We start from the raw sequence: 19,527 nt of genomic DNA on the forward strand, positions 1-19,527 counted from the left end.
GACATGACCTACGGCTATATGCGCAACGGCAGTGCGATGTACCAGGACACCAGCGCACGCGGCAGCGTCGAGGGAGCCGATCGCCACCAGCTGACCAACATGCTGTTCGATGGCATGATCGATCGCATTAATCAAGCGCGCGGCGCCATGCGTCGCGGCGACGTGCCGGCCAAGGGCATGTACTTCGGCAAGGTGCAGGCCATTCTCGCTGAACTGCGCGGTAGTCTCGATCACGACGCCGGTGGCGAGCTGGCTGGCCGGCTCGATGCGCTGTACGACTATGTGAGCCGCCGCCTGCTGCATGCGCAACTCAATGATGATGAACATGCCATCGATGAGGCCGTCGACCTGATCACGCCGGTTCGCGACGCCTGGCGCCAGATCCGTGAGTCTTATCTTTCAGGGCAGGGCAGCGCGTCGAGCGCCGCCGCCTGATGGTGAACCGAGTGGCGCACGAGACCCTTCTCGAAGTCAGCAGCCGCATGCTTTCTGCGGCGCGCGAGGGCGAATGGGACAAGGTCGCCGCGCTGGAAGCGGAGCGTGGCGCGTTGCTGGCCTCCGTCGCCACCACCGATCCCGCTTCACTGCCAGTGTTCAAGACGCTGCTGGCGCATACCGAAGAAGTCCGCGCACTGGCGGGTCAGCAACGCGAGCGTCTGAGCGAAGCCATGGGCGAGCATCAGCATCGGCACCGTGCGCTCAATGCCTATCTGCACGCCGGGCACGACTGAGCGTCGAACACGCGCATAATCCTCACGCCCTTCAGCGATCGCGCCACGCGCGGTCAGGAACGATCGAGGAATTCCATGCAAGATTCATCATGGCAGTCGTTTTCCGAACGCGTCACCTACGACGATGGCCTTCACGTAAGCAGGGCCGCCTTGCCGCAGCCGTTTGGCGACTTGCAGCGGGCCGCCATGCGCGAGCGCAATCTCAGCGTGCTGGGGACGCTGGCCGTATTCGGCGAACGGCGCAGCGAGCCGGTGGATGACGAAAGCCCGATGGCGCAGGAATTGGTGCGCCTGGACAGCAAGCTCAACGTCATGATGGCCATGCTCGATCAGTTCTTGCAGCGTGACGCCCAGCTGCCGTCACGCCAGCCCGTGCAATTCAATGCCATCGGTGCCGTGTTGCCCACTGCTGTCTGGCCCGCCGCTGAGACGAGCGGCCTGCTGCGAATTCACTTCGATGGATGCCTGGCATTGCCACTGGAGATCCCGGCACGACGCGTGCAAGAGCGTGATGGAGATCACGTTTTTGTGGCCTTCGAAGCACTGGATGACGCGACGTGTGACGCACTTGAGCGCCTCGTGTTCCGCCATCACCGACGCAAAGTGGCAGAAAGGCGCCAGACCGCTTCTTGATACGCGGGCCCCGGTCGCGACGACTATGTGACCTTCATCACGTTACGAAAAGCTGACACGAAAGTTCTTTGACGCAGATCTCGCTTGGGTGTCGCACAAGGTCACTTTCTTTCACCGTTTCTTTCGCCGCTTTTCCCCTGTGGATTCAGTCACCTGCTCTCCTTCTTCACACATACGTCGAGGGATGTTGTGCACAGGTGACGCTCTCCGGCAGTTGGCCCTGACAGGTCGTGTCGGAAATTCGTGCCGAGCTGGCCTTCTTCTTGCTGAACCCTACCGGGCAGATGACGACGGATTGTCATCGCGCGGTCAGTGCAATCTAGGTTCACAGGGGTTACCGATGAAGCAGCACACACGAGAGACGCAGAAGGGCAAGTACGACGTACTGGTGATCGAGTCGGATCACCGCAGGGCCGAATCGATCATGTCGGCGCTGGAGTTTCTCGGGTATCACCCGCAACACGGGGACGACTGCGGCGTAGTGGACGAAGCCACTCACGCCTGGCGCGCGGTTTATGTGGGCAACGTGCAGGACGACGCTGGCGCCGAACGTCAGTTCGCCCAACTCGGTGCCGCTGCCGCCCATGCGATGGTGCTGTTGGCCGCCGATTCCGAATGGATGTCGCGACTGGGCGCCGATGCGTCGCCGTGCGCTGGCCGCGTGGGCATCGTGGAGTTTCCGCTGCGTTACGAACAACTGGCCGAGGCCTTGCGTGGCCCGCAGGCGCAGCCGAGCGCCCGCCGTTCGGAAGTGCGGTTGGTCGGCAGCTCCGCGCCGATGGCCCGCGTGAACTCGCTGGTGCGTCAGGTTGCCCCGTTCGATTCCAGCGTGCTCGTGCTGGGCGAGTCGGGTACCGGCAAGGAGATGGTGGCGCGGAGCATTCATGAGTGCTCGTCGCGCCGGGACAAGCCGTTCGTCGCGATCAACTGCGGCGCGATTCCTGCCGAGCTGCTGGAAAGCGAGTTGTTCGGCCATGAGAAGGGCGCCTTCACCGGCGCCATCAGCGCGCGCAAGGGCCGTTTTGAAATGGCCGAGGGTGGCACGCTGTTTCTGGACGAAATTGGCGACATGAGCCTGCCGATGCAGGTGAAGCTGCTGCGCGTACTGCAAGAGCGCGTGTTCGAGCGCGTGGGTAGCAACCGTACGCAGCGCTGCGACGTGCGCATCATTGCGGCGACACACCGCAACCTGGAAGCGGCGATTGCCGATGGCCAGTTCCGCGAAGACCTGTTCTACCGCCTCAGCGTGTTCCCGCTGGAAATGCCCTCGCTGCGCGAGCACCTGGACGACCTGCCTGAGCTGGTGGCGGAATTCAATCAGCGCCTGGCGCGCCGCGGTCTTGGCAGCATGCGCTTCAGTGCTGGCGCCATGCATGCGCTGCATAGCTATACCTGGCCGGGCAATGTGCGTGAGCTGTACAACCTGGTCGAGCGCCTCTCCATTCTTTATCCGCACAGCGAAGTGCGGGTGAGCGATCTGCCGGAAAAATACCGCGGGCAGCAGGTGATCGAAGAAGTGCGCGGTGCGGCCCTGCTTTCGCTGATGACCGGTCAGTCCACCGTCATGAGTGAGCCGATGGTGGTGGTGCCGACCGATTCGCTGGTGATGCTTCCGGAGGGCGGCCTTGATCTCAAGGATCACCTGGCCGACATCGAGGTGGGGCTGATCCGTCAAGCGCTTGACGTTACCGGCGGTGTGGTGGCGCACGCGGCGAAGCTGCTGCGCATGCAGCGCACCACGCTGGTGGAGAAGTTGCGCAAGTACGGGTTGCAGCCGAGTTTGCAGGCGTAAGTGCAGGAGTGAGTTGGGAGAAGTGAGGAACGAGAGAGAGCGCAATGACGCTCTTCTTCTCTCTTCTCACCCCTCTTCACTCACGCCTCGAACGCTGGCACAGGTTGTGCAGTAACACCCTCGATAACTCTCTACGCGTTGGATTTCCGTCATGAGCCAAATCGAAGTCAGCAACCTGTTGTCGCAGATGCGTCAGCTCTCTTCACAGGTGAAGCCGTCCGAGCAGTCATTTACGGCGGCGACGCCGGTGAAAACCGATTTCTCCAACCTGTTGAAGCAGTCGATTTCGTCGGTGGCCGACGCGCAGACCGATGCGGGCAAGCTTGCTGCCGGTTTCGAGCGCGGCGATGCCGGCGCGGATCTTGGCCGCACGATGGTGGCCATCAACAAGGCCGATCTTTCGTTGAATACCTTGACCCAGGTGCGCAACAAGCTGGTCGATGCCTACAACAACATCATGAACATGCCGGTCTGACCGGCGTGTTGATGCCTTTCTCGCGTCCCCCGAGCACGAGCAGCCTCCATGGCCGATAACGCCCTCGCGACCACCGACGACAAAACCGGTACTCGCCTGGACCTTAAGCAGCTTGCCCGTACACCGGCCACACGGCAGTTGTTGCTGTTGGTAGGTGTGGCTGCCGCTGTGGCGCTTGGCGTTGCCGTGGTGCTGTGGTCGCGCGGACCCAATTACGGCCTGCTGTATGCCGGCCTGGAACAGAAAGACGCTGCCGCCGTGACGCAGGCGCTGCAGGCATCCAATACGCCGTACACGCTGGGTGCCGACGGTGCCTCGATCATGGTGCCGGCGTCCGATCTGGCAGCCATTCGTCTCAAACTGGCATCGCAGGGGCTGCCACAAGGCAGCGTGGCGACCGCAGCGGCACCGGGCGGCGATTCGCCGTTCGGCATGAGCGACCTCGCTGAGCGCACGCGCTATCAGCAGATGCTGGAAACCGATCTCGGCAACACCATTGCCGGCCTGCAGTCGGTACGTGCCGCGCGTGTGCACCTGGCATTGCCCAAGCCGTCGGCATTTATCCGCGACAACAAGGAAGCCAGTGCTTCGGTGCTGGTGACGCTCTATCCCGGCCGTCAGCTCGATGCGAGCCAGGTGGCGGCCATCGTGCATCTGGTGGCATCCAGCGTCCCCAATCTCGATCCCAAACAGGTGTCGGTGGTGGATCAGCAGGGTCAATTGCTCACCATCACCGATCCGGGCAGTGCCAGTGCGATTGGCGACACGCGCCTTCGTCTCGCCACACGCATCGAGAACACGTACGCGCAGCGCATCGAAGAACTGCTGACGCCGCTGGTCGGCCCGGGCAAGGTGCGCGCACAGGTGTATGCGGACCTCGACTTCAGCGAAACCGAGAAGGCCACCGAGACCTACGGCCACGAACACCCGGCGTTGCGCAGCGAACAGACCAGCAGCGAACAGCGCACCGGCGTGGCCGGCGATGCTGGCGTGCCGGGTGCGCTGAGCAACCAGCCGCCGAATACCGTAGCGCAGCCCACCGCCGCGAAGCCGAATGCGGGCAAGCCAGCGAATGGCAAGGGTGCGGCTAATGCCACGGCGCAATCCAATGCGCCGGGCGAGAACTCCAGCAGTGCCACACGCAATTACGAACTGGACCGCACCATCAGCCACGTGAGCGACCCCGCCGGGCGTCTCGCACGCCTGACCGTTGCTGTGGTGGTCGATAACAAATCCGTCGCCGGCGACAAGGGCCCCAAGAGCGTGCCATTCACGCCACAGGAGCTCGAACACCTCACCACGCTGGCCCGCAATGCCGTGGGTTACAACGAGGCACGCGGCGACAACGTGAGCGTGATCAATCAGCCCTTCCATCAGGACCCCGGCAGTGATGCGCCAGCGCCGTCGCAACCGTTCTGGGAGCGGCCGGGCATGCTGGATCTGATCAAGCAGGGCGCGGGCATTCTGGTTGCACTGCTGGTGGCCTTCGGTCTGCTGCGCCCCTTGTTGCGTGGGCTCAGCCGCGCACCCGTGCCGGGTACCGGCCTGGCGGTGGCCACGCCAGATGGCGCGTCCATACCGACCATTTCGGTGCGCGTGGATGACGACGACGAAGGAGATGAACTGGTTCGCCTGGGCGGCGTACCGCAGCAGCTTGCCTATGAGCAGCGCATCGGTATCGCGCGCCGGATGGTCAACGAGAACCCCAAGCAAGTAGCGCAGGTGGTTCGAAGCTGGGTGGGCGAGGATGGCGGCTGATCATTTCTGCATGCCCGTCACGGACGATGGCCTGCGGATTGACGCCGCAGGGCCGATACGCCAAGGGCAACTCGTGCGCGCGAATGCAGCGCACTCACCGGATACGGCAACGCAACCCTTCGGGCCGGGTCTGTTTGCCCGCCATCCCGCGTCATCACTCAGTCATGTATCGACATACATTCCCTCGTTCTTCCTCGTCTGGCGGGCAAACAGCTCCCGGCGCGAGCCACGCGCACAGTGTCAACAGGCCCTAACATGAAGGCAGACATGCAACTCGGCGGCGCCCAGCGCGCGGCCATTCTGCTGCTCACCCTGGGTGAGCAGGATGCCGCCGAGGTGCTCAAGCATCTCAGCGCGCGCGACGTGCAGGCCGTGGGCTCGGCCATGGCCAGTCTCACCAATGTGTCGCGCGAGCAGGTGGAGCAGGTGTTGAGCCGCCTCAACGAAGACATGGGTCGTCATACCTCGCTGGGCGTCGGCACCGAGGAATACATCCGCAAGATCCTGGTCAACGCACTGGGCGAGAGCAAGGCAGGCGGCCTCATCGACCGCATCCTGCTCGGCCGCACCAGTAAGGGCCTGGAATCGCTGAAGTGGATGGAGAGCCGCGCCATCGCCGAAATGATTGGCCAGGAGCATCCGCAGATCATCGCGCTGGTACTGGCTCATCTCGAGCCGGATCAGGCCGCCGAAGTCATTGGCTACCTGCCGCCGCGCACGCGCAGCGACGCGGTGATGCGCATCGCCACGCTCGATGGCGTGCAACCGCACGCGCTCAACGAGCTGGACGAAATCATGGAGCGCCAGTTCTCGGGCAATACCAAGAAGCTCAAGTCAGCGAGCGTAGGTGGCCTCAAGGCAGCGGCCAACATTCTCAATGCGATGGAATCCAGTCGCGAAAACGAACTGATGACGGCGATACGTACCCACGACGCCAGCCTCAGCGGACGCATCGAAGAACTCATGTTCGTGTTCGAAGACCTTGCCGAACTGGACGACCGCAGCATGCAGACCCTGCTGCGCGAAGTGCCGACGGCACGCCTCGTCACTGCGCTCAAGGGCGCCGAGCCGGGCGTGCGCGAGAAGATCTTCGGCAACATGTCCAAGCGTGCCGCCGATATGCTGCGCGACGACCTGGAAGTATCCGGACCGGTTCGCCTCAGCGAAGTCGACGCGGCGCAGAAGGAAGTGCTGGGCATCGCGCGCAAGCTGGCTGATTCGGGGGCGATCAACCTTTCCGGCACCGGTGACGAGCTGGTGGCATGAACGCCGTCCTGAATCGGAACAACCCGCTGGCCTTCGAGCGCTGGGCATTGCCGGAAGTGGGCGAGCCCGTGGCGCGGGAGCCGGAGCCTGTCGAGACGATTGCGCAACCGACGGTGCGCGATCTCGAGGCGCTGGAACAACAGGCCCGCGAAGAAGGTTATGCGGCGGGTCATGCCGAAGGCTTGGCAGCGGCGCGTGATCTGATCAACGAACGCGCGTCGCGGCTTGATGAACTGTTGGCATCCGCCGCACGCCCATTGCGGACGATGGACGAGCTGGTGGAACTCGAACTGGCGCGCCTGGCGATGACCGTAGCGCGTCAGGTCATCGCCCACGAATTGCGTGTGACGCCAGACCTGGTAGTAGAGGCCGTGCGGCAGGCCGCGTTGGCATTGCCATCGGCTACCAGCCACCTGCGCGTGCGCCTGCATCCCGACGACTTGTCATTGCTGCGTTCCCTCGACATGACAGAGTCGAACTGGCAGCTGTTCCCCGATGCCACGCTGCAGCGCGGCGACTGCATGCTGGAAAGCGAGCGTTCGCGTTTGGATGCACGCGTGGAAACACGCCTTGCCGCCGTGGTGGATGCCGTGCTCGGTGACGACATCGAAACCATGGACGCCGAAGCCGACGAGGTGCGCGGATGAACGCCCCCTCCGGCCATTCGCGCGTCGCGCTGTGGCAGGAACGGTTGGCACGCCGCCGCCAGCGCGCCGTTGCCACGCGCACGCTCACGGTCGAAGGCCGCCTGCGCCGCGTGGTCGGCCTCACCCTGGAAGCCGAAGGCTGCGAAGCGCCGTTGGGTGCGCGCTGCATGGTCAGCACGGCCGACGGCAACGAACTGGATACCGAAGTGGTCGGCTTTGCCGACGAGCGCCTGTTGCTGATGCCGGTCACGGAAATGCACGGCGTGCTGCCCAACGCACGCGTGCGCCCCTGTGCACACACCAGCGGCTTGCCGGTAGGCATGGCGCTGCTGGGGCGGGTGATCGGCGCCGACGGCGTGCCGTTGGACGGCATGGGCCCGCTCGACGTCGATGAACACGCGCAGCTCAAGCGCGAGCCGATCAACCCGATGGCGCGTAAACCCATCGATACGCCGCTCGATACCGGCGTTCGCGCGATCAACGCACTGCTCAGTGTGGGCCGTGGCCAGCGCCTGGGACTGTTCGCCGGCTCGGGTGTCGGTAAATCGACCCTGCTTGGCATGATGACCCGTTACACCGACGCCGACGTGGTGGTGGTGGGGCTGATCGGCGAGCGCGGCCGCGAAGTGAAAGAGTTCGTCGAACACACGCTCGGCCCGGAGGGGCGTGCACGCGCAGTCATCGTTGCCGCACCTGCCGACGCGCCGCCGCTCAAGCGCCTGCGTGGCGCGCAGTACGCTACGGCCATTGCCGAGTGGTTCCGCGATCGCGGGCAACGCGTGCTGCTGCTGATGGATTCCATCACCCGTTACGCGCAAGCGCAGCGAGAAATCGCCCTGGCCATCGGTGAGCCGCCAGCGACCAAGGGCTATCCGCCGTCGGTTTTCGCCATGCTGCCGGCCCTGGTCGAGCGCGCGGGTAACGATGCCGAAGGCCGTGGCTCGATTACCGCGTTCTACACCGTGCTTACCGAAGGCGACGATTACCGCCACGATCCCATCGCGGACGCATCGCGCGCCATTCTCGACGGCCATATCGTGCTGTCGCGCGACCTTGCCGAGGCGGGCCACTATCCCGCGATCGACATCGAAGCCTCGATCAGCCGCGTGATGCCCGCCGTGGTGACACGCGATCACCTGCGTTCCGCGCAGCGCTTCCGCCAGGTCTATTCGGCTTATCGCCAACAGCGTGACCTGATTGCGGTGGGTGCTTACCAGAAAGGATCCGATCCGCAGGTGGATCACGCCATCGCCATGTGGCCGCGTCTGCGCGATTTCCTGCAGCAGGAAGTCGACGCGCCCACCACGTTGGCCGACGCCATCGGCTCGCTCGAAACGCTGACCGCCGGAGGCTCGCCGTGACCTCTCGTGCGAACCGTCTGCAACCCGCCGCTGATCTGGCGCGTGAACGCCAGGAATCCGCCATGCAGCGGCTGGCCGAGCAACAGCAGCGGCTGGCCAAGGCCGAGCAACAACTCACCGAGCTGCGGCGTTATCGGGAGGAGTATGCCGATACGCAGGGCGGCGTGAGCGTGAGCGCCTTGCTCAACCGCCGCCAGTTTGTCGAGCGCATCGATCAGGTGATTGCGCAGCAGATCAATGAAGTGACGCGACAGCAGCGTCAACTCGAACACGTACGCGGTCAGTGGCGCGACGCCCACGCACGCGAGCAGGCACTCGGCAGCGTGATCGGCCGCTACCGCGAACAGGAACGCAAGAGCGAAGAACGCCGCGAGCAGGCCGAAATCGACGAACGCATGCAATACCGGCGACCGATGCGAGGCCTCTCGTGACGAAATCAACGAACGATGTAAGCCAGGAGATGAGCCTATGACCGCTCCCGTTGCCCTGCCGGTGAACGCGGCGCCCGCGAGTGTGCCGGCCAACAACATGGCTGCCCATAGCGCTACTGGCAGCCCACGCACCGATTTCAAACAGCCGTTGCAGCAGGCCCGCCAACAACTCGCCCGGCAGTCGGCGCCCGCGCCCGCCGCATCACCGAAGGCCTCGCAGCCGGCCGCGCAGAACGGTGCTCAAAGCAGTGTGCAGAGCGACGTACAAAGCACCAGTAACGGTAAGGGCGCCGACGACAAGCAAACGCAAGCGGAGGCCGCCGGGGCTGCCGCAGCCATGCTCGCCTTGCTGGGGCAAAGCATGCCGGCGTCTGCCGCGCCATCCGCCGCACCCGCAGCCTCAACCGCACAAAGCGATGGGGACGCTGCTTCCACGGCCACCATCGCCGCCACAGGTGCAGCGACGATGGCCGGTTTGCCGACGTCATCCGTCATGCCTGTTATCGCGCCCACCGACACGGCGGCACTGACCGGCACACAGAGCGGTGCGTCGACCGCTCCGCAGCCCGCCAGCAACTTCTCCAAGACGCTGGATGGCATCAAGGACAAGACCCTTTCGATCTCGTCACAGGGCGATGATGGCGACGCCGATGTTGCCGATACCGACACAACCGCGAGTACACGCGGCACGACGTCGGATGCTTCCGTGACAGCCGCCGTCCAGGCGCTGACCGGCTCAAGCCAGAACGACCACAACGATCCACTCGACGCGCTGCGCGCCGTGGCGACTCCGGTTGTGCCGCAGCAGGCACCGAATATGGTGCCGGCTACACCGGCCCCGCATGCGTTGACGATGCAATCCACGGTAGGCACACCGGCGTTCAGTCAGGAGCTCGGGCAGCAGGTGGCCTGGCTGGGTGGCCAGGACATCAAGGAAGCGCGCATTCGCCTGCATCCCGAAGACCTGGGTGAGCTCAACGTCAAGGTCAGCGTGAAGCAGGACCACGTCGACGTGAGCTTCATCGCGCAACACCCGCAGGCAGTGCATGCCGTGCAGCAGACGCTGAGCCAGCTTGATTCGATGCTTGCGCATCACGGGCTTTCGCTGGGGCAGGCGCAGGTGGGGCAGGGGAGTGGTGGGAATGGTTCGGCGCAGGCTGGCGGCTCGAACGCGGCTTCGCAGGGTGAGGGTGGTTTGGTCGAAGGTGTGGGTGAGCTGGTGTCGGCGGTGGCACCGGTGGTGAAGGCGGTGGGGTTGGTGGATATGTTTGTGTGATGGTTTTTTTTCGCGAGAGCGCTGAGTTTGTGGTGTGTTTGGTAGGGCTGAGGCATTCACGCTCTTAGCTCCCTCTCCCCTCCGGGGAGAGGGTTGGGGTGAGGGGCGGGTGCTCGCGGTAGCGCTCATTCCCCTCACCGTCATCCCAGCGGAAGCTGGAAGCGCTTCACAACAGCCGAAGGCTGGTCATCCAGTGACTTTCGCTCTTATGGACGGTGCGGCGACCTGGCTCGCCTGCGGCGGGCTTCCGAACCGCTGCCGCGGTCCGGGTCACTTCTCTTTGCGTGGCCAAAGAGAAGTAACCAAGAGAAAGGCCACCCCGATGGCGCGCCTTCCGGGCGAAGCCCGGAAGGTTCGCGGGCGGGTTACGGGGTTTTTCGACAGGGCCTCCTGCCCTGACGAAAAACTGGCCGGCATCCATGCCGGCCACCCTGCGGGCTGATCCTCCACCCGCCCGCCGCGTCATAGGGGCCCGGAGGTCAAGAGCGAAAGCCAGAGCCAAAGCCAAAGCCAAAGCCAAAGCCAAAGCCAAAGCCAAAGCCAAAGCCAAAGCCAAAGCCAAAGCCAAAGCCAAAGCCAAAGCCAAAGCCAAAGCCAAAGCCAAAGCGGCGCGCGACGCGCGCCAGAAGCAGCGCCCGTGGTTTCTCCGTGCCCATGGTTTCCGTGTAGGAGCGCACTTGTGCGCGACCACAGAAAAAGCCGATTGATGCAAGGCGATGCGATGTGCAGCGAAGCTGCACGAGCCGTGTGCTGTTGATCTGAGGGGCCCCTGTGCGGCGGTGAGGGTTGGACGATCAGGCCCGCAGGGGGATCGGCATGGATGCCGATCCCTTTTCGTCAGGGCAGGAGGCCCTGTCGAAAAGCCCGGCCAACCCTCACGGACTTGCCGGGCTATCAGCCCGGCAAGCGCCAAGCGGGGTGCTCTTTCTTTTGGTTACTTTTCTTTGAGCAAGCAAAGAAAAGTGACCCGGCGATCGGCAGATCGTCGGAAGCCCGCCGCAGGCGAGCCAGGGTGCCGAAACGCACACAAGAGCGAAAGTCGCTGGATGACCAGCCTTCGGCTGTTGTGAAGCGCTTCCAGCCTTCGCGGGGATGACGGTGAGGGGAATCAACGGTGTCGCGAGCACCCGCCCCTCACCCCAGCCCTCTCCCCGGAGGGGAGAGGGAGCTAAGAGCGCGCCTCAATGTGTCGACGGAGGGAGAAAGAGCGCAAGCGACAACCTTCCGACAACCGCCACCAACGCGACGCGCTCAATCCCCGTCACGCGTCAAGAAAGCGCCGCCACCACCACCACATCCCCCGCAAACCCAGTCCCCACAACGCTTTCCACTGATGGCATGGCGTTTGCAATCAACACCCGTGTAGCTGCCACCCCGGCAAGCCAAAGCATTCGTGACTGATAGGGACTGAAACTGGCATGGCTCAGAACGAGCAAGTAACCGAAACCTCGGCGCAGCCCGCCAAGAAGGGTTCGTCCAAGACCGTAATGTTCATGGGCGTGGCGATGCTGGCGCTCGCCGGCGCGTGCGCGTATTTGCTGCTGGGGCAGCGGGCGAATCACGGCAACGCGGCGGAAGAGCCCAAGGTCACGATGTCCAAGCAAGAGCTGTACGCCACGCTCGACCCGCCGTTCGTCGTCAACTTCAAAGACGATCAGTCCATGCGCTTCCTGCAGGTTGGCGTGAGCCTGATGTCGCATGACGCAGCAGCGCTGGCAGCCGCCAAGGATGCCGATCCGGTAATCCGTAATGCCCTCGTCATGCTGTTCAGCAGTCAGGACTACAGCATCCTCAGTGACGCTGCAGGCAAGCAGAAACTGCAGGCTGAGGCGCTGGCCGCGGTGCAGAAGATCGTCGAGAAGCGTCTGGGCCGCCCCGGCGTTGAGGCGCTGTATTTCACCAGCTTCGTGATGCAGTAACGGGACGGCGTCGATGAGCGACTTGCTTTCACAGGAAGAAATCGACGCCCTCCTCGATGGCGTGGAGGGTGGCGCGGTCGAAACGGGGGCGGATGAACCGTTGCCGCCAGATGCAGTGATCTCTTACGACTTCACGCAGCAGGATCGCATCGTACGTGGCCGCCTGCCGACGCTTGAGATGGTCAATGATCGTTTCGCCCGCTTCTTCCGCAGCGCCGTGTTTGGTGTGCTGCGCAAGACCTGCGAGGTGTCGGTGCTCGGCGTGAAGATGATCAAGTTCGCCGAGTATGTGCACGGCCTGACGGTGCCGAGCAATCTCAACCTGGTGCGTATCAAGCCACTGCGCGGTACCGCGTTGGTAGTGATGGAACCGCGCCTGGTGTTCACCGTCATCGACAATTTCTTTGGGGGCGACGGGCGCTTCCATGCGCGAATCGAGGGGCGTGACTTCACGCCTACCGAGAACCGCGTCATCCAGATCATGTTGACCGAGCTGTTCGCCGCGATGACGGAGGCGTGGGCGCCGGTGATGCCGCTGAACTTCGAATACATGAACTCGGAGATCAATCCGCAGTTCGCCAATATCGTCAGCCCCACCGAAACCGTTGTCGTGTCGAAGTTTCACGTTGAACTCGATGGCGGTGGCGGCGAAGTGCATCTCACGTTGCCGTACGCCATGGTCGAGCCCATTCGCACGCTCCTCGATGCTGGCGTGCAGAGCGATCGCGTGGATCGCGATCATCGCTGGGCCGAAACGCTGCAGGACGAAGTCATCGATGCCGAGGTGGAGCTCAGCTCGTTGCTGCTGGAAATGCGTCTGAGCATTGGCGAGTTCCTGCGCATGCGCCCTGGCGATGTCATTCCCATCCAGATGCCGGAACTGAGCACGGTCTTCGCCGAGGACGTACCGGTGTTTCGCGCGCGCTACGGCCAATCCAACGGCCGCAATGCCGTCCGCTTCCATGCCCCGACAGGCCGCCGCGAAGTGCGCTTGTCTTCTGAATCTGTTACGGAGATTAACCCCGCATGATCCCGACCAACGACGCCGCCGCCACTCAACGCGTCGAGTTTGACCAGCTCAATGCGCCCGCCGCTGATGGGGCTGAAGTGAATCTCGACATGATTCTCGATGTGCCGGTGACGCTGGCCATGGAGGTCGGCCGTACGCGCATCAGCATTCGCAACCTGCTGCAGCTCAATCAGGGCTCGGTGGTGGAACTCGATCGCTCGGCAGGCGAACCACTGGATGTGTTCGTCAATGGCACGCTGGTAGCGCATGGCGAAGTGGTGGTGATCAACGAGCGCTTCGGTATCCGTCTCACCGACGTGATCAGCCCCGCCGAGCGCGTGCGCAAGCTGCGGTGATCACCATGTTTCTTGCCTTGGCCTTGCCGGTTGCGGCTGCGCCCGAGATCAACGTGGGCGGCGAACTGGCGCGCGTGCTGCTCAGCTTGATGGGCATCGTCGCGCTGATCTTTGCCGCGGGCTGGCTCAGCCGCCGCCTGCAGGCGCGCACGACGCCGGGAGGCCGCCGCTTGCGTTGCGTCGAGAGCATGGCGGTAGGTGCGCGCGATCGCGTGCTGCTGATTGATGCAGACGGTAAGCGTCTGCTTATCGGCGTGGGGCAGGGTGGCATGCGTACGCTGCATGTGTACGACGGGACGGCGCCGGCACCGGAGGCTGGTCCTCAGCCGCCACTGCCGGCCTTCGGCGATGTACTGGCTCGCTGGAAGCGGAAGTCATGAAGTTGGTTCGTTGGGTTCTATTCGCGCTGCTGCTGATCTCTCCGCTGTTTGCCTGGGCAGCACCGTCCATGCCATCCATGCCACAGATGCCGTCGTCGCCCATGGGTATACCTGCGCTGACGGTGCAGAACGCCCCGGGTGGCGCGCAGAACTGGACGCTGTCGCTGCAGTTGTTGGCGCTGATGACGGTGCTGACGCTGCTGCCGGCCGTGCTGCTGATGATGACGTCGTTCACCCGCATCATGATTGTGCTTGGCTTTCTGCGGCAGGCGCTGGGCACGCAGTCCACGCCGTCCAATCAGATTCTGCTCGGACTTTCGCTGTTTCTGACGCTGTTTGTGATGTCGCCGGTGCTCAATCGCGCCTATACCGATGGTGTGAAGCCGTATATGGATGGCCATATGGCCGCCGAACTGGCCGTGCCTGCGGCGGCCGCGCCGTTCAAACACTTCATGCTCGATCAGACGCGTGACGCTGATCTGCAGCTGTTCACGCATCTCGCCAACGAAAAGCCGTATGCCAGCAAGGACGATGTGCCGTTCCGCGTGGCCATGCCCGCATTTGTCACCAGTGAGCTGAAAACCGCGTTTCAGATGGGTTTTCTGTTGTTCATCCCGTTTCTCATCATCGATCTGGTCGTGGCCAGCGTGCTGATGTCGATGGGCATGATGATGGTGTCGCCGACGATCATCTCGCTGCCATTCAAGATCATGCTGTTTGTGCTGGTGGATGGGTGGACGCTGTTGCTGGGAACGCTGGCGGGGAGTTTTTACACGTGAACGCGGCGCCGCTGTTTTCTCCCTCTCCCCTCCGGGGCACGCGGGGAGCGGCCATGGATGGCCGCGGCTTTGAGGAGCGAGGAGAGGGCCGGGGTGAGGGGCGGGTGCTTGCGAAAGCCTTTCATACCCGTCATCCCCGCGAAGGCGGGGATCCAGTGTCTTTCGCTTTTCCTGGGACGCACCGCAGCAAGTCGCTGGATCCCCGCCTTCGCGGGGATGACGGTGAGGGGCATCAGCCCTGTGGCAAGCACCCGCCCCTCACCCCAACCCTCTCCCCGAAGGGGAGAGGGAGCAAAGAGGCACGCCATGACGCCTGAATCCGTCATCGAATTCGGCCAGCACGCGCTCTATGTCGCCATGATCGTCGCGGCCCCGCTGCTGCTCACGGCCCTGGCCGTGGGCCTGATCATCGGCGTCGTGCAGGCGGCGACGCAGATCAACGAAATGACCCTGAGCTTCATCCCCAAGGTGATGTGCATGGCGGCCGTGGCTTTGATCGCCGGCCCCTGGATGTTGCGCACGCTGGTGCAGTTCACCCGTCAGCTGATCGAGAGTCTGCCGGGGGCGGTGAGGTGACGGTGGTTCAGCTGGCCGAACTGCAAGGGCTGATCGGCTCGCTGTTGTGGGCGATGGCGCGCGTCGGTGGGCTTTGCCTGCTCGCGCCCGTGTTCGGCGACTCGGTGACGCCGCGGCGGCTTCGTCTCGGCGTCATCATGGTCCTGACGATGGTGCTGGCGCCGCTGGCACCCACCACCATCAATCCGATGTCGGCTGACGGTATCGCCACCATGGTGAGCCAGGTGCTGATTGGCGCGGCCATTGGTTTCGTACTGAAGCTCGCGTTCGAGGCGGTGTCGCTGGGCGGGCAGTTGGTGGGGCAGAGCATGAGCCTGGGCTTTGCGGAAACGGTGGATCCGCGTGGTGGCGGCAGTTCGCCGGTGCTCAGCCAGTTCTATCTGCTGATGGTGACCTTGCTGTTCCTGGCGATGGACGGCCATTTGCGGCTGATTGCCCTGCTCGCCGACAGTTTTCATACCTTGCCGCCCGCGCAGTCGGCCATCGACGGCAACGGCCTGTATGCCGTGGTGGCGTTTGCCACGCATTTGTTCGGTGGCGCGGTGCGTGTCGCTTTGCCAGGGATGACGTCGTTGCTGATGGTGAACATCGGGTTCGCGGCGATCAGTCGCGCGGCGCCTTCAATGAACCTGTTCGCCGTGGGCTTTCCCATCACGGTCACCCTCGGCTTCGTCGCGCTGTGGCTTTCGATGCGCAGCGTGCCGGGCGCGTTCGATGCGTTGCAGACCAGCGCCTGGGCGTTGATGCACGAACTGGCCGGCGGTTGAGGAGCGGGCCATGTCCGAGCATGACGACCAGGAACGTACCGAACAACCCTCAGAAAAACGCCTCCGCGAAGCGCGCGAGAAGGGCGAGGTACCTCGCTCGCGCGATCTTTCCGGCGCGGTGGTGGTGCTGGCGGCCGTGTCCACGCTGCTCAATGGTGGCGAAGGCGCCATGCAGCATGTGCGCCGCCTTTATACGATGGGTATGAGCTACGGCCGCGAGGCGTTGTTCAGCGATCAGTTGCCGGCGCGCGTGCTCAACATGGCGCTGCACGAGGCGCTTGCACTGTTCGCGCCCGTGGCGGTGGCGACGATGGTGGCCGCGCTGGCGGCGCCGGTGTTGCTCGGTGGCCTGAACTTCAGTGCGGAAGCCTTGCAACCCAAGTTTGAACGGCTCGATCCGATCAAGGGTCTGGGGCGCATTTTTGCCATGCGTGGCCTGGTAGAGCTGGGCAAGTCGCTGCTCAAGCTGTTGCTGATCGGCGCCGTGCTGCTGATGGTGTTGAAGAACTGGCAGGACGATCTGATGGGCACCGGCCAGGGCGAGGTCGGTGCGGGCATGGTCAGGGCGATGCGCCTGCTTGGCCATGGCGCCTTGCTGTTCGGTTCGGTGCTGGCGCTGATCGGCGGTGCCGATGCGCTCTACCAGAAGTTCGACCACAACAAGCGCTTGCGCATGACGCGTCAGGAGCTGAAGGACGAAGCGAAGGAGAGCGACGGCAATCCGGAGCTCAAGGGCCGCATTCGTCAGCTGCAGTTCCAGATGGCGCGCAAGCGCATGATGCAGGAGCTGCCCACCGCCGATGTGCTGGTGACCAATCCCTCGCACTTTGCGGTGGCGCTGCGCTACGACGAAGGCCGCATGGGTGCGCCGCGCGTCATTGCCAAAGGCGTGGACGAACTGGCGCTGCAGATTCGTCTGGTCGCCGCCAGTCATCGCATTCCCACGGTGGAAGCACCACCCCTCGCACGTGCGCTGTACGCCACCACGCAGCTCGATCGCGAGATTCCCTCGTCGCTCTATGTCGCGGTGGCGCAGGTGCTCGCTTACGTGTTTCAGCTCAAACAGGCGGTGTCGCGCGGCGAGGAGCCGCCAAAGGCGCCGCAACCCGATGTCGATCCGGACCTGATGGGTCCCTACAAGTTCTGACGGAAACGTGATGGCTAACGCTACTGCCCTTAGCAATCTCAAATCGCTTGGACGCCGCGGTCTCGGCGCGCCCGTGATCATGCTCGCTGCGCTGGCGATGATGATGCTGCCGCTGCCGCCTTTCATTCTCGACATGCTCTTCAGCTTCAACATCGCGTTGTCGCTGGTGATTCTGCTGGCGGTGATTTACGTGATGCGCCCGCTGGAATTTGCTGCGTTTCCGACCGTGGTGCTGATGGCGACCCTCCTGCGCCTGGCGCTGAACATCGCCTCGACGCGCGTGGTGCTGCTGCATGGCCACGACGGTCCTGGCGCCGCGGGCAAGGTGATCGAGGCGTTCGGCGAGTTTGTCATCGGCGGCAACTTCGCGGTGGGTCTGGTGGTGTTCGCCATCCTGACCATCATCAACTTCGTGGTGGTGACCAAGGGCGCCACGCGCGTGTCTGAAGTGACAGCACGATTCACGCTGGATGCGATGCCCGGCAAACAGATGGCCATCGACGCCGACCTCAACGCGGGCCTGCTCAATCAGGAACAGGCGCGTGAGCGTCGTCAGGAAGTGCGCGAGGAAGCGGATTTCTACGGTTCGATGGACGGTGCCTCCAAGTTCGTGCGTGGCGATGCCACCGCCGGCATCCTGATCCTGATCATCAACATCGTCGGCGGCTTCTTCGTCGGCGTGCTGCAGCACGGCCTGTCGGCCAGCGAAGCGGCCAAGACCTATACGCTGCTGACCATCGGTGACGGCCTCGTGGCGCAGGTGCCGTCGCTGATGCTGTCCATCGCCACGGCGGTGATCGTGACGCGCGTGTCCAAGTCCACCGACATGGGCAAGCAGCTCGTCGGTCAGTTGTTTGGTCAGCCGCGCGCCTTGGCGGTGGCGGGCGTGGTGCTGGGCGTGATGGGTTTGATCCCGGGCATGCCGAACATCGCGTTTCTGTTGCTGGGCGCCACCTGCGGCGGTGCCGCCTGGCTGATGGTGAAGCGCGAACGAGAGACGCAGGAGCGCGTGGCCAAGGCAGCGGCAGAAGTGCCGCCACCGGCTGCGCCCACCGAGCGCCTCGAGCTGGGTTGGGAAGATGTCGCCAGCGTCGACCCGCTGGGTCTGGAAGTGGGTTATCGACTCATCCCGCTGGTGGACACGCACCAGGGCGGTGAACTCATGGGCCGCATCAAGTCGGTGCGCCGCAAGCTCTCGCAAGAACTGGGCTTTCTGGTGCCGCCGGTGCATATCCGCGACAACCTCGATCTTGGCCCCAACACCTACCGCATCACCCTGATGGGCGTGCCCATGGGCGAGTCGGAAGTGCACAACGATCGTCTGCTGGCGATCAATCCGGGGCGCGTGCAGGAGGGTCTGCAGGGCATTCCCACGCGCGATCCGGCGTTTGGGCTGGAAGCCATGTGGATCGAGCCGGGTCAGCGCGAAACAGCGCAAAGCCTCGGCTACACCGTGGTCGATCCTGCCACCGTCATTGCCACCCATCTTTCGCACATTCTGCAGGGTCACGCGCACGAGCTGCTTGGCCATCAGGATGTGCAACAGCTGCTCGACCGCCTCGCGCAGACCACGCCGAAGCTGGTGGAAGACCTGGTGCCAAAGCGCTTGTCGCTGGGCGTGGTGGTCAAGGTCATGCAGAACCTGCTGGCCGAGCGCGTACCGATTCGCAACATGCGCAGCATCGTCGAATCCTTGGCGGAGCATGCGGGCCAGAGTCAGGATCCCGGCGCGCTCACCGCCGCCGTGCGCGTGGCGCTGGGCCGCCAGATCGTGCAGGAGATCAGTGGACTGGGTACCGAGATTCCGGTCATCACGTTGGCGCCGGAACTGGAGCAGATCCTGCTGGGATCGCTCGCAAATGGCGGTGTAGCGGGCGCCGCGGTGGAACCGGGCCTCGCCGACCGTCTGCAGCAGGGCGTTGCCGACGCCGCGCGCAAGCAGGAAATGAGCGGCGAACCGGCCGTGTTGCTGGTCGCTCCGCAGCTGCGGCCGTGGCTCGCGCGCTTCACTCGCCACGTGGCACAGAACCTGCACGTACTGGCCTACAACGAGGTGCCGGACAACCGCCGCGTGCGGTTGGTGCAGGCACTGGGTCGCTAAACAAGCAGACGAACGAGGGACAAGGGATGCGTAGCGAAGGCGTACAGGCAAGGCAATGGATGAGCGGAACATTCGCCATGCAACGCGTGGCCGAGAACGCCCATCACTCGCCCCGGGTTCCTG

Annotated in this window: 21 protein-coding genes; all 21 read left to right on the top strand. The window is 63.9% G+C overall.

Annotated features, from left to right (window positions below; translation table 11 throughout):
- Positions 1–3: 3 nt before the first annotated feature.
- A complete protein-coding gene (gene fliS, locus OQE56_RS08470; protein WP_267223450.1) occupies positions 4–435 on the top strand; it encodes a flagellar export chaperone FliS in 432 nt (143 codons plus the stop codon).
- An 11-nt stretch (positions 436–446) separates the two neighbouring features.
- Positions 447–731, top strand: a complete 285-nt coding sequence (locus OQE56_RS08475) for a flagellar protein FliT (RefSeq protein WP_267223452.1) — start codon at positions 447–449, stop codon at positions 729–731.
- A 75-nt stretch (positions 732–806) separates the two neighbouring features.
- A complete protein-coding gene (locus OQE56_RS08480; protein ID WP_267223454.1) occupies positions 807–1,364 on the top strand; it encodes a PilZ domain-containing protein in 558 nt (185 codons plus the stop codon).
- Positions 1,365–1,704: 340 nt separating this feature from the next.
- A complete protein-coding gene (locus OQE56_RS08485; protein ID WP_267223456.1) occupies positions 1,705–3,156 on the top strand; it encodes a sigma-54 dependent transcriptional regulator in 1,452 nt (483 codons plus the stop codon).
- A gap of 151 nt (positions 3,157–3,307) precedes the next feature.
- The gene (gene fliE, locus OQE56_RS08490; RefSeq protein ID WP_267223459.1) at positions 3,308–3,631 is read left to right on the top strand and encodes a flagellar hook-basal body complex protein FliE; all 324 of its coding nucleotides are present in this window, start codon (positions 3,308–3,310) and stop codon (positions 3,629–3,631) included.
- 48 nt (positions 3,632–3,679) lie between these two features.
- Positions 3,680–5,389 carry a flagellar basal-body MS-ring/collar protein FliF gene (fliF, locus tag OQE56_RS08495; RefSeq protein ID WP_267223461.1) on the top strand — a complete coding sequence of 570 codons (1,710 nt, stop codon included), beginning with the start codon at positions 3,680–3,682 and terminating at the stop codon, positions 5,387–5,389.
- A 255-nt stretch (positions 5,390–5,644) separates the two neighbouring features.
- On the top strand, positions 5,645–6,655 hold the full coding sequence (fliG, locus tag OQE56_RS08500; RefSeq protein ID WP_267223463.1) for a flagellar motor switch protein FliG: 1,011 nt from the start codon (positions 5,645–5,647) through the stop codon (positions 6,653–6,655).
- The gene (locus tag OQE56_RS08505) at positions 6,652–7,302 is read left to right on the top strand and encodes a flagellar assembly protein FliH (RefSeq protein ID WP_267223465.1); all 651 of its coding nucleotides are present in this window, start codon (positions 6,652–6,654) and stop codon (positions 7,300–7,302) included. The genes fliG and OQE56_RS08505 overlap by 4 nt, the downstream gene beginning before the upstream one ends.
- Positions 7,299–8,663, top strand: coding sequence for a flagellar protein export ATPase FliI (fliI, locus tag OQE56_RS08510; protein WP_267223466.1), 1,365 nt, complete (start codon positions 7,299–7,301; stop codon positions 8,661–8,663). Before OQE56_RS08505 ends, fliI begins: the two co-directional genes overlap by 4 nt.
- On the top strand, positions 8,660–9,094 hold the full coding sequence (fliJ, locus tag OQE56_RS08515; protein ID WP_267223468.1) for a flagellar export protein FliJ: 435 nt from the start codon (positions 8,660–8,662) through the stop codon (positions 9,092–9,094). Before fliI ends, fliJ begins: the two co-directional genes overlap by 4 nt.
- Before the next feature lie 37 nt (positions 9,095–9,131).
- Positions 9,132–10,370, top strand: coding sequence for a flagellar hook-length control protein FliK (locus OQE56_RS08520; protein WP_267223470.1), 1,239 nt, complete (start codon positions 9,132–9,134; stop codon positions 10,368–10,370).
- Between the two features lie 419 nt (positions 10,371–10,789).
- Entirely contained in the window at positions 10,790–11,077 is a 288-nt protein-coding gene (locus tag OQE56_RS08525; RefSeq protein ID WP_267223472.1) for a hypothetical protein, read from the top strand.
- 711 nt (positions 11,078–11,788) lie between these two features.
- On the top strand, positions 11,789–12,289 hold the full coding sequence (locus tag OQE56_RS08530) for a flagellar basal body-associated FliL family protein (protein ID WP_267223473.1): 501 nt from the start codon (positions 11,789–11,791) through the stop codon (positions 12,287–12,289).
- A 13-nt stretch (positions 12,290–12,302) separates the two neighbouring features.
- Positions 12,303–13,319 (top strand): flagellar motor switch protein FliM, encoded by a 1,017-nt coding sequence (fliM, locus tag OQE56_RS08535; protein WP_267223475.1) that lies wholly within the window; start codon positions 12,303–12,305, stop codon positions 13,317–13,319.
- On the top strand, positions 13,316–13,654 hold the full coding sequence (gene fliN, locus OQE56_RS08540; RefSeq protein ID WP_267223478.1) for a flagellar motor switch protein FliN: 339 nt from the start codon (positions 13,316–13,318) through the stop codon (positions 13,652–13,654). The genes fliM and fliN overlap by 4 nt, the downstream gene beginning before the upstream one ends.
- A gap of 5 nt (positions 13,655–13,659) precedes the next feature.
- On the top strand, positions 13,660–14,034 hold the full coding sequence (gene fliO, locus OQE56_RS08545; protein ID WP_267223480.1) for a flagellar biosynthetic protein FliO: 375 nt from the start codon (positions 13,660–13,662) through the stop codon (positions 14,032–14,034).
- A complete protein-coding gene (fliP, locus tag OQE56_RS08550) occupies positions 14,031–14,813 on the top strand; it encodes a flagellar type III secretion system pore protein FliP (RefSeq protein ID WP_323748571.1) in 783 nt (260 codons plus the stop codon). Before fliO ends, fliP begins: the two co-directional genes overlap by 4 nt.
- A gap of 306 nt (positions 14,814–15,119) precedes the next feature.
- On the top strand, positions 15,120–15,389 hold the full coding sequence (fliQ, locus tag OQE56_RS08555; protein WP_267223481.1) for a flagellar biosynthesis protein FliQ: 270 nt from the start codon (positions 15,120–15,122) through the stop codon (positions 15,387–15,389).
- The gene (gene fliR / locus OQE56_RS08560; protein WP_267223483.1) at positions 15,386–16,156 is read left to right on the top strand and encodes a flagellar biosynthetic protein FliR; all 771 of its coding nucleotides are present in this window, start codon (positions 15,386–15,388) and stop codon (positions 16,154–16,156) included. Before fliQ ends, fliR begins: the two co-directional genes overlap by 4 nt.
- Positions 16,157–16,166: 10 nt before the next feature.
- Complete coding sequence (gene flhB / locus OQE56_RS08565; protein ID WP_267223485.1) at positions 16,167–17,303, top strand: flagellar biosynthesis protein FlhB; 1,137 nt, start codon at positions 16,167–16,169, stop codon at positions 17,301–17,303.
- 10 nt (positions 17,304–17,313) lie between these two features.
- The gene (gene flhA, locus OQE56_RS08570) at positions 17,314–19,404 is read left to right on the top strand and encodes a flagellar biosynthesis protein FlhA (RefSeq protein ID WP_267223487.1); all 2,091 of its coding nucleotides are present in this window, start codon (positions 17,314–17,316) and stop codon (positions 19,402–19,404) included.
- The last annotated feature ends 123 nt before the right edge of the window (positions 19,405–19,527 follow it).

The sequence above is a fragment of the Dyella silvae genome, assembly GCF_026421305.1.
GTDB classification, from domain to species: domain Bacteria; phylum Pseudomonadota; class Gammaproteobacteria; order Xanthomonadales; family Rhodanobacteraceae; genus Dyella; species Dyella silvae.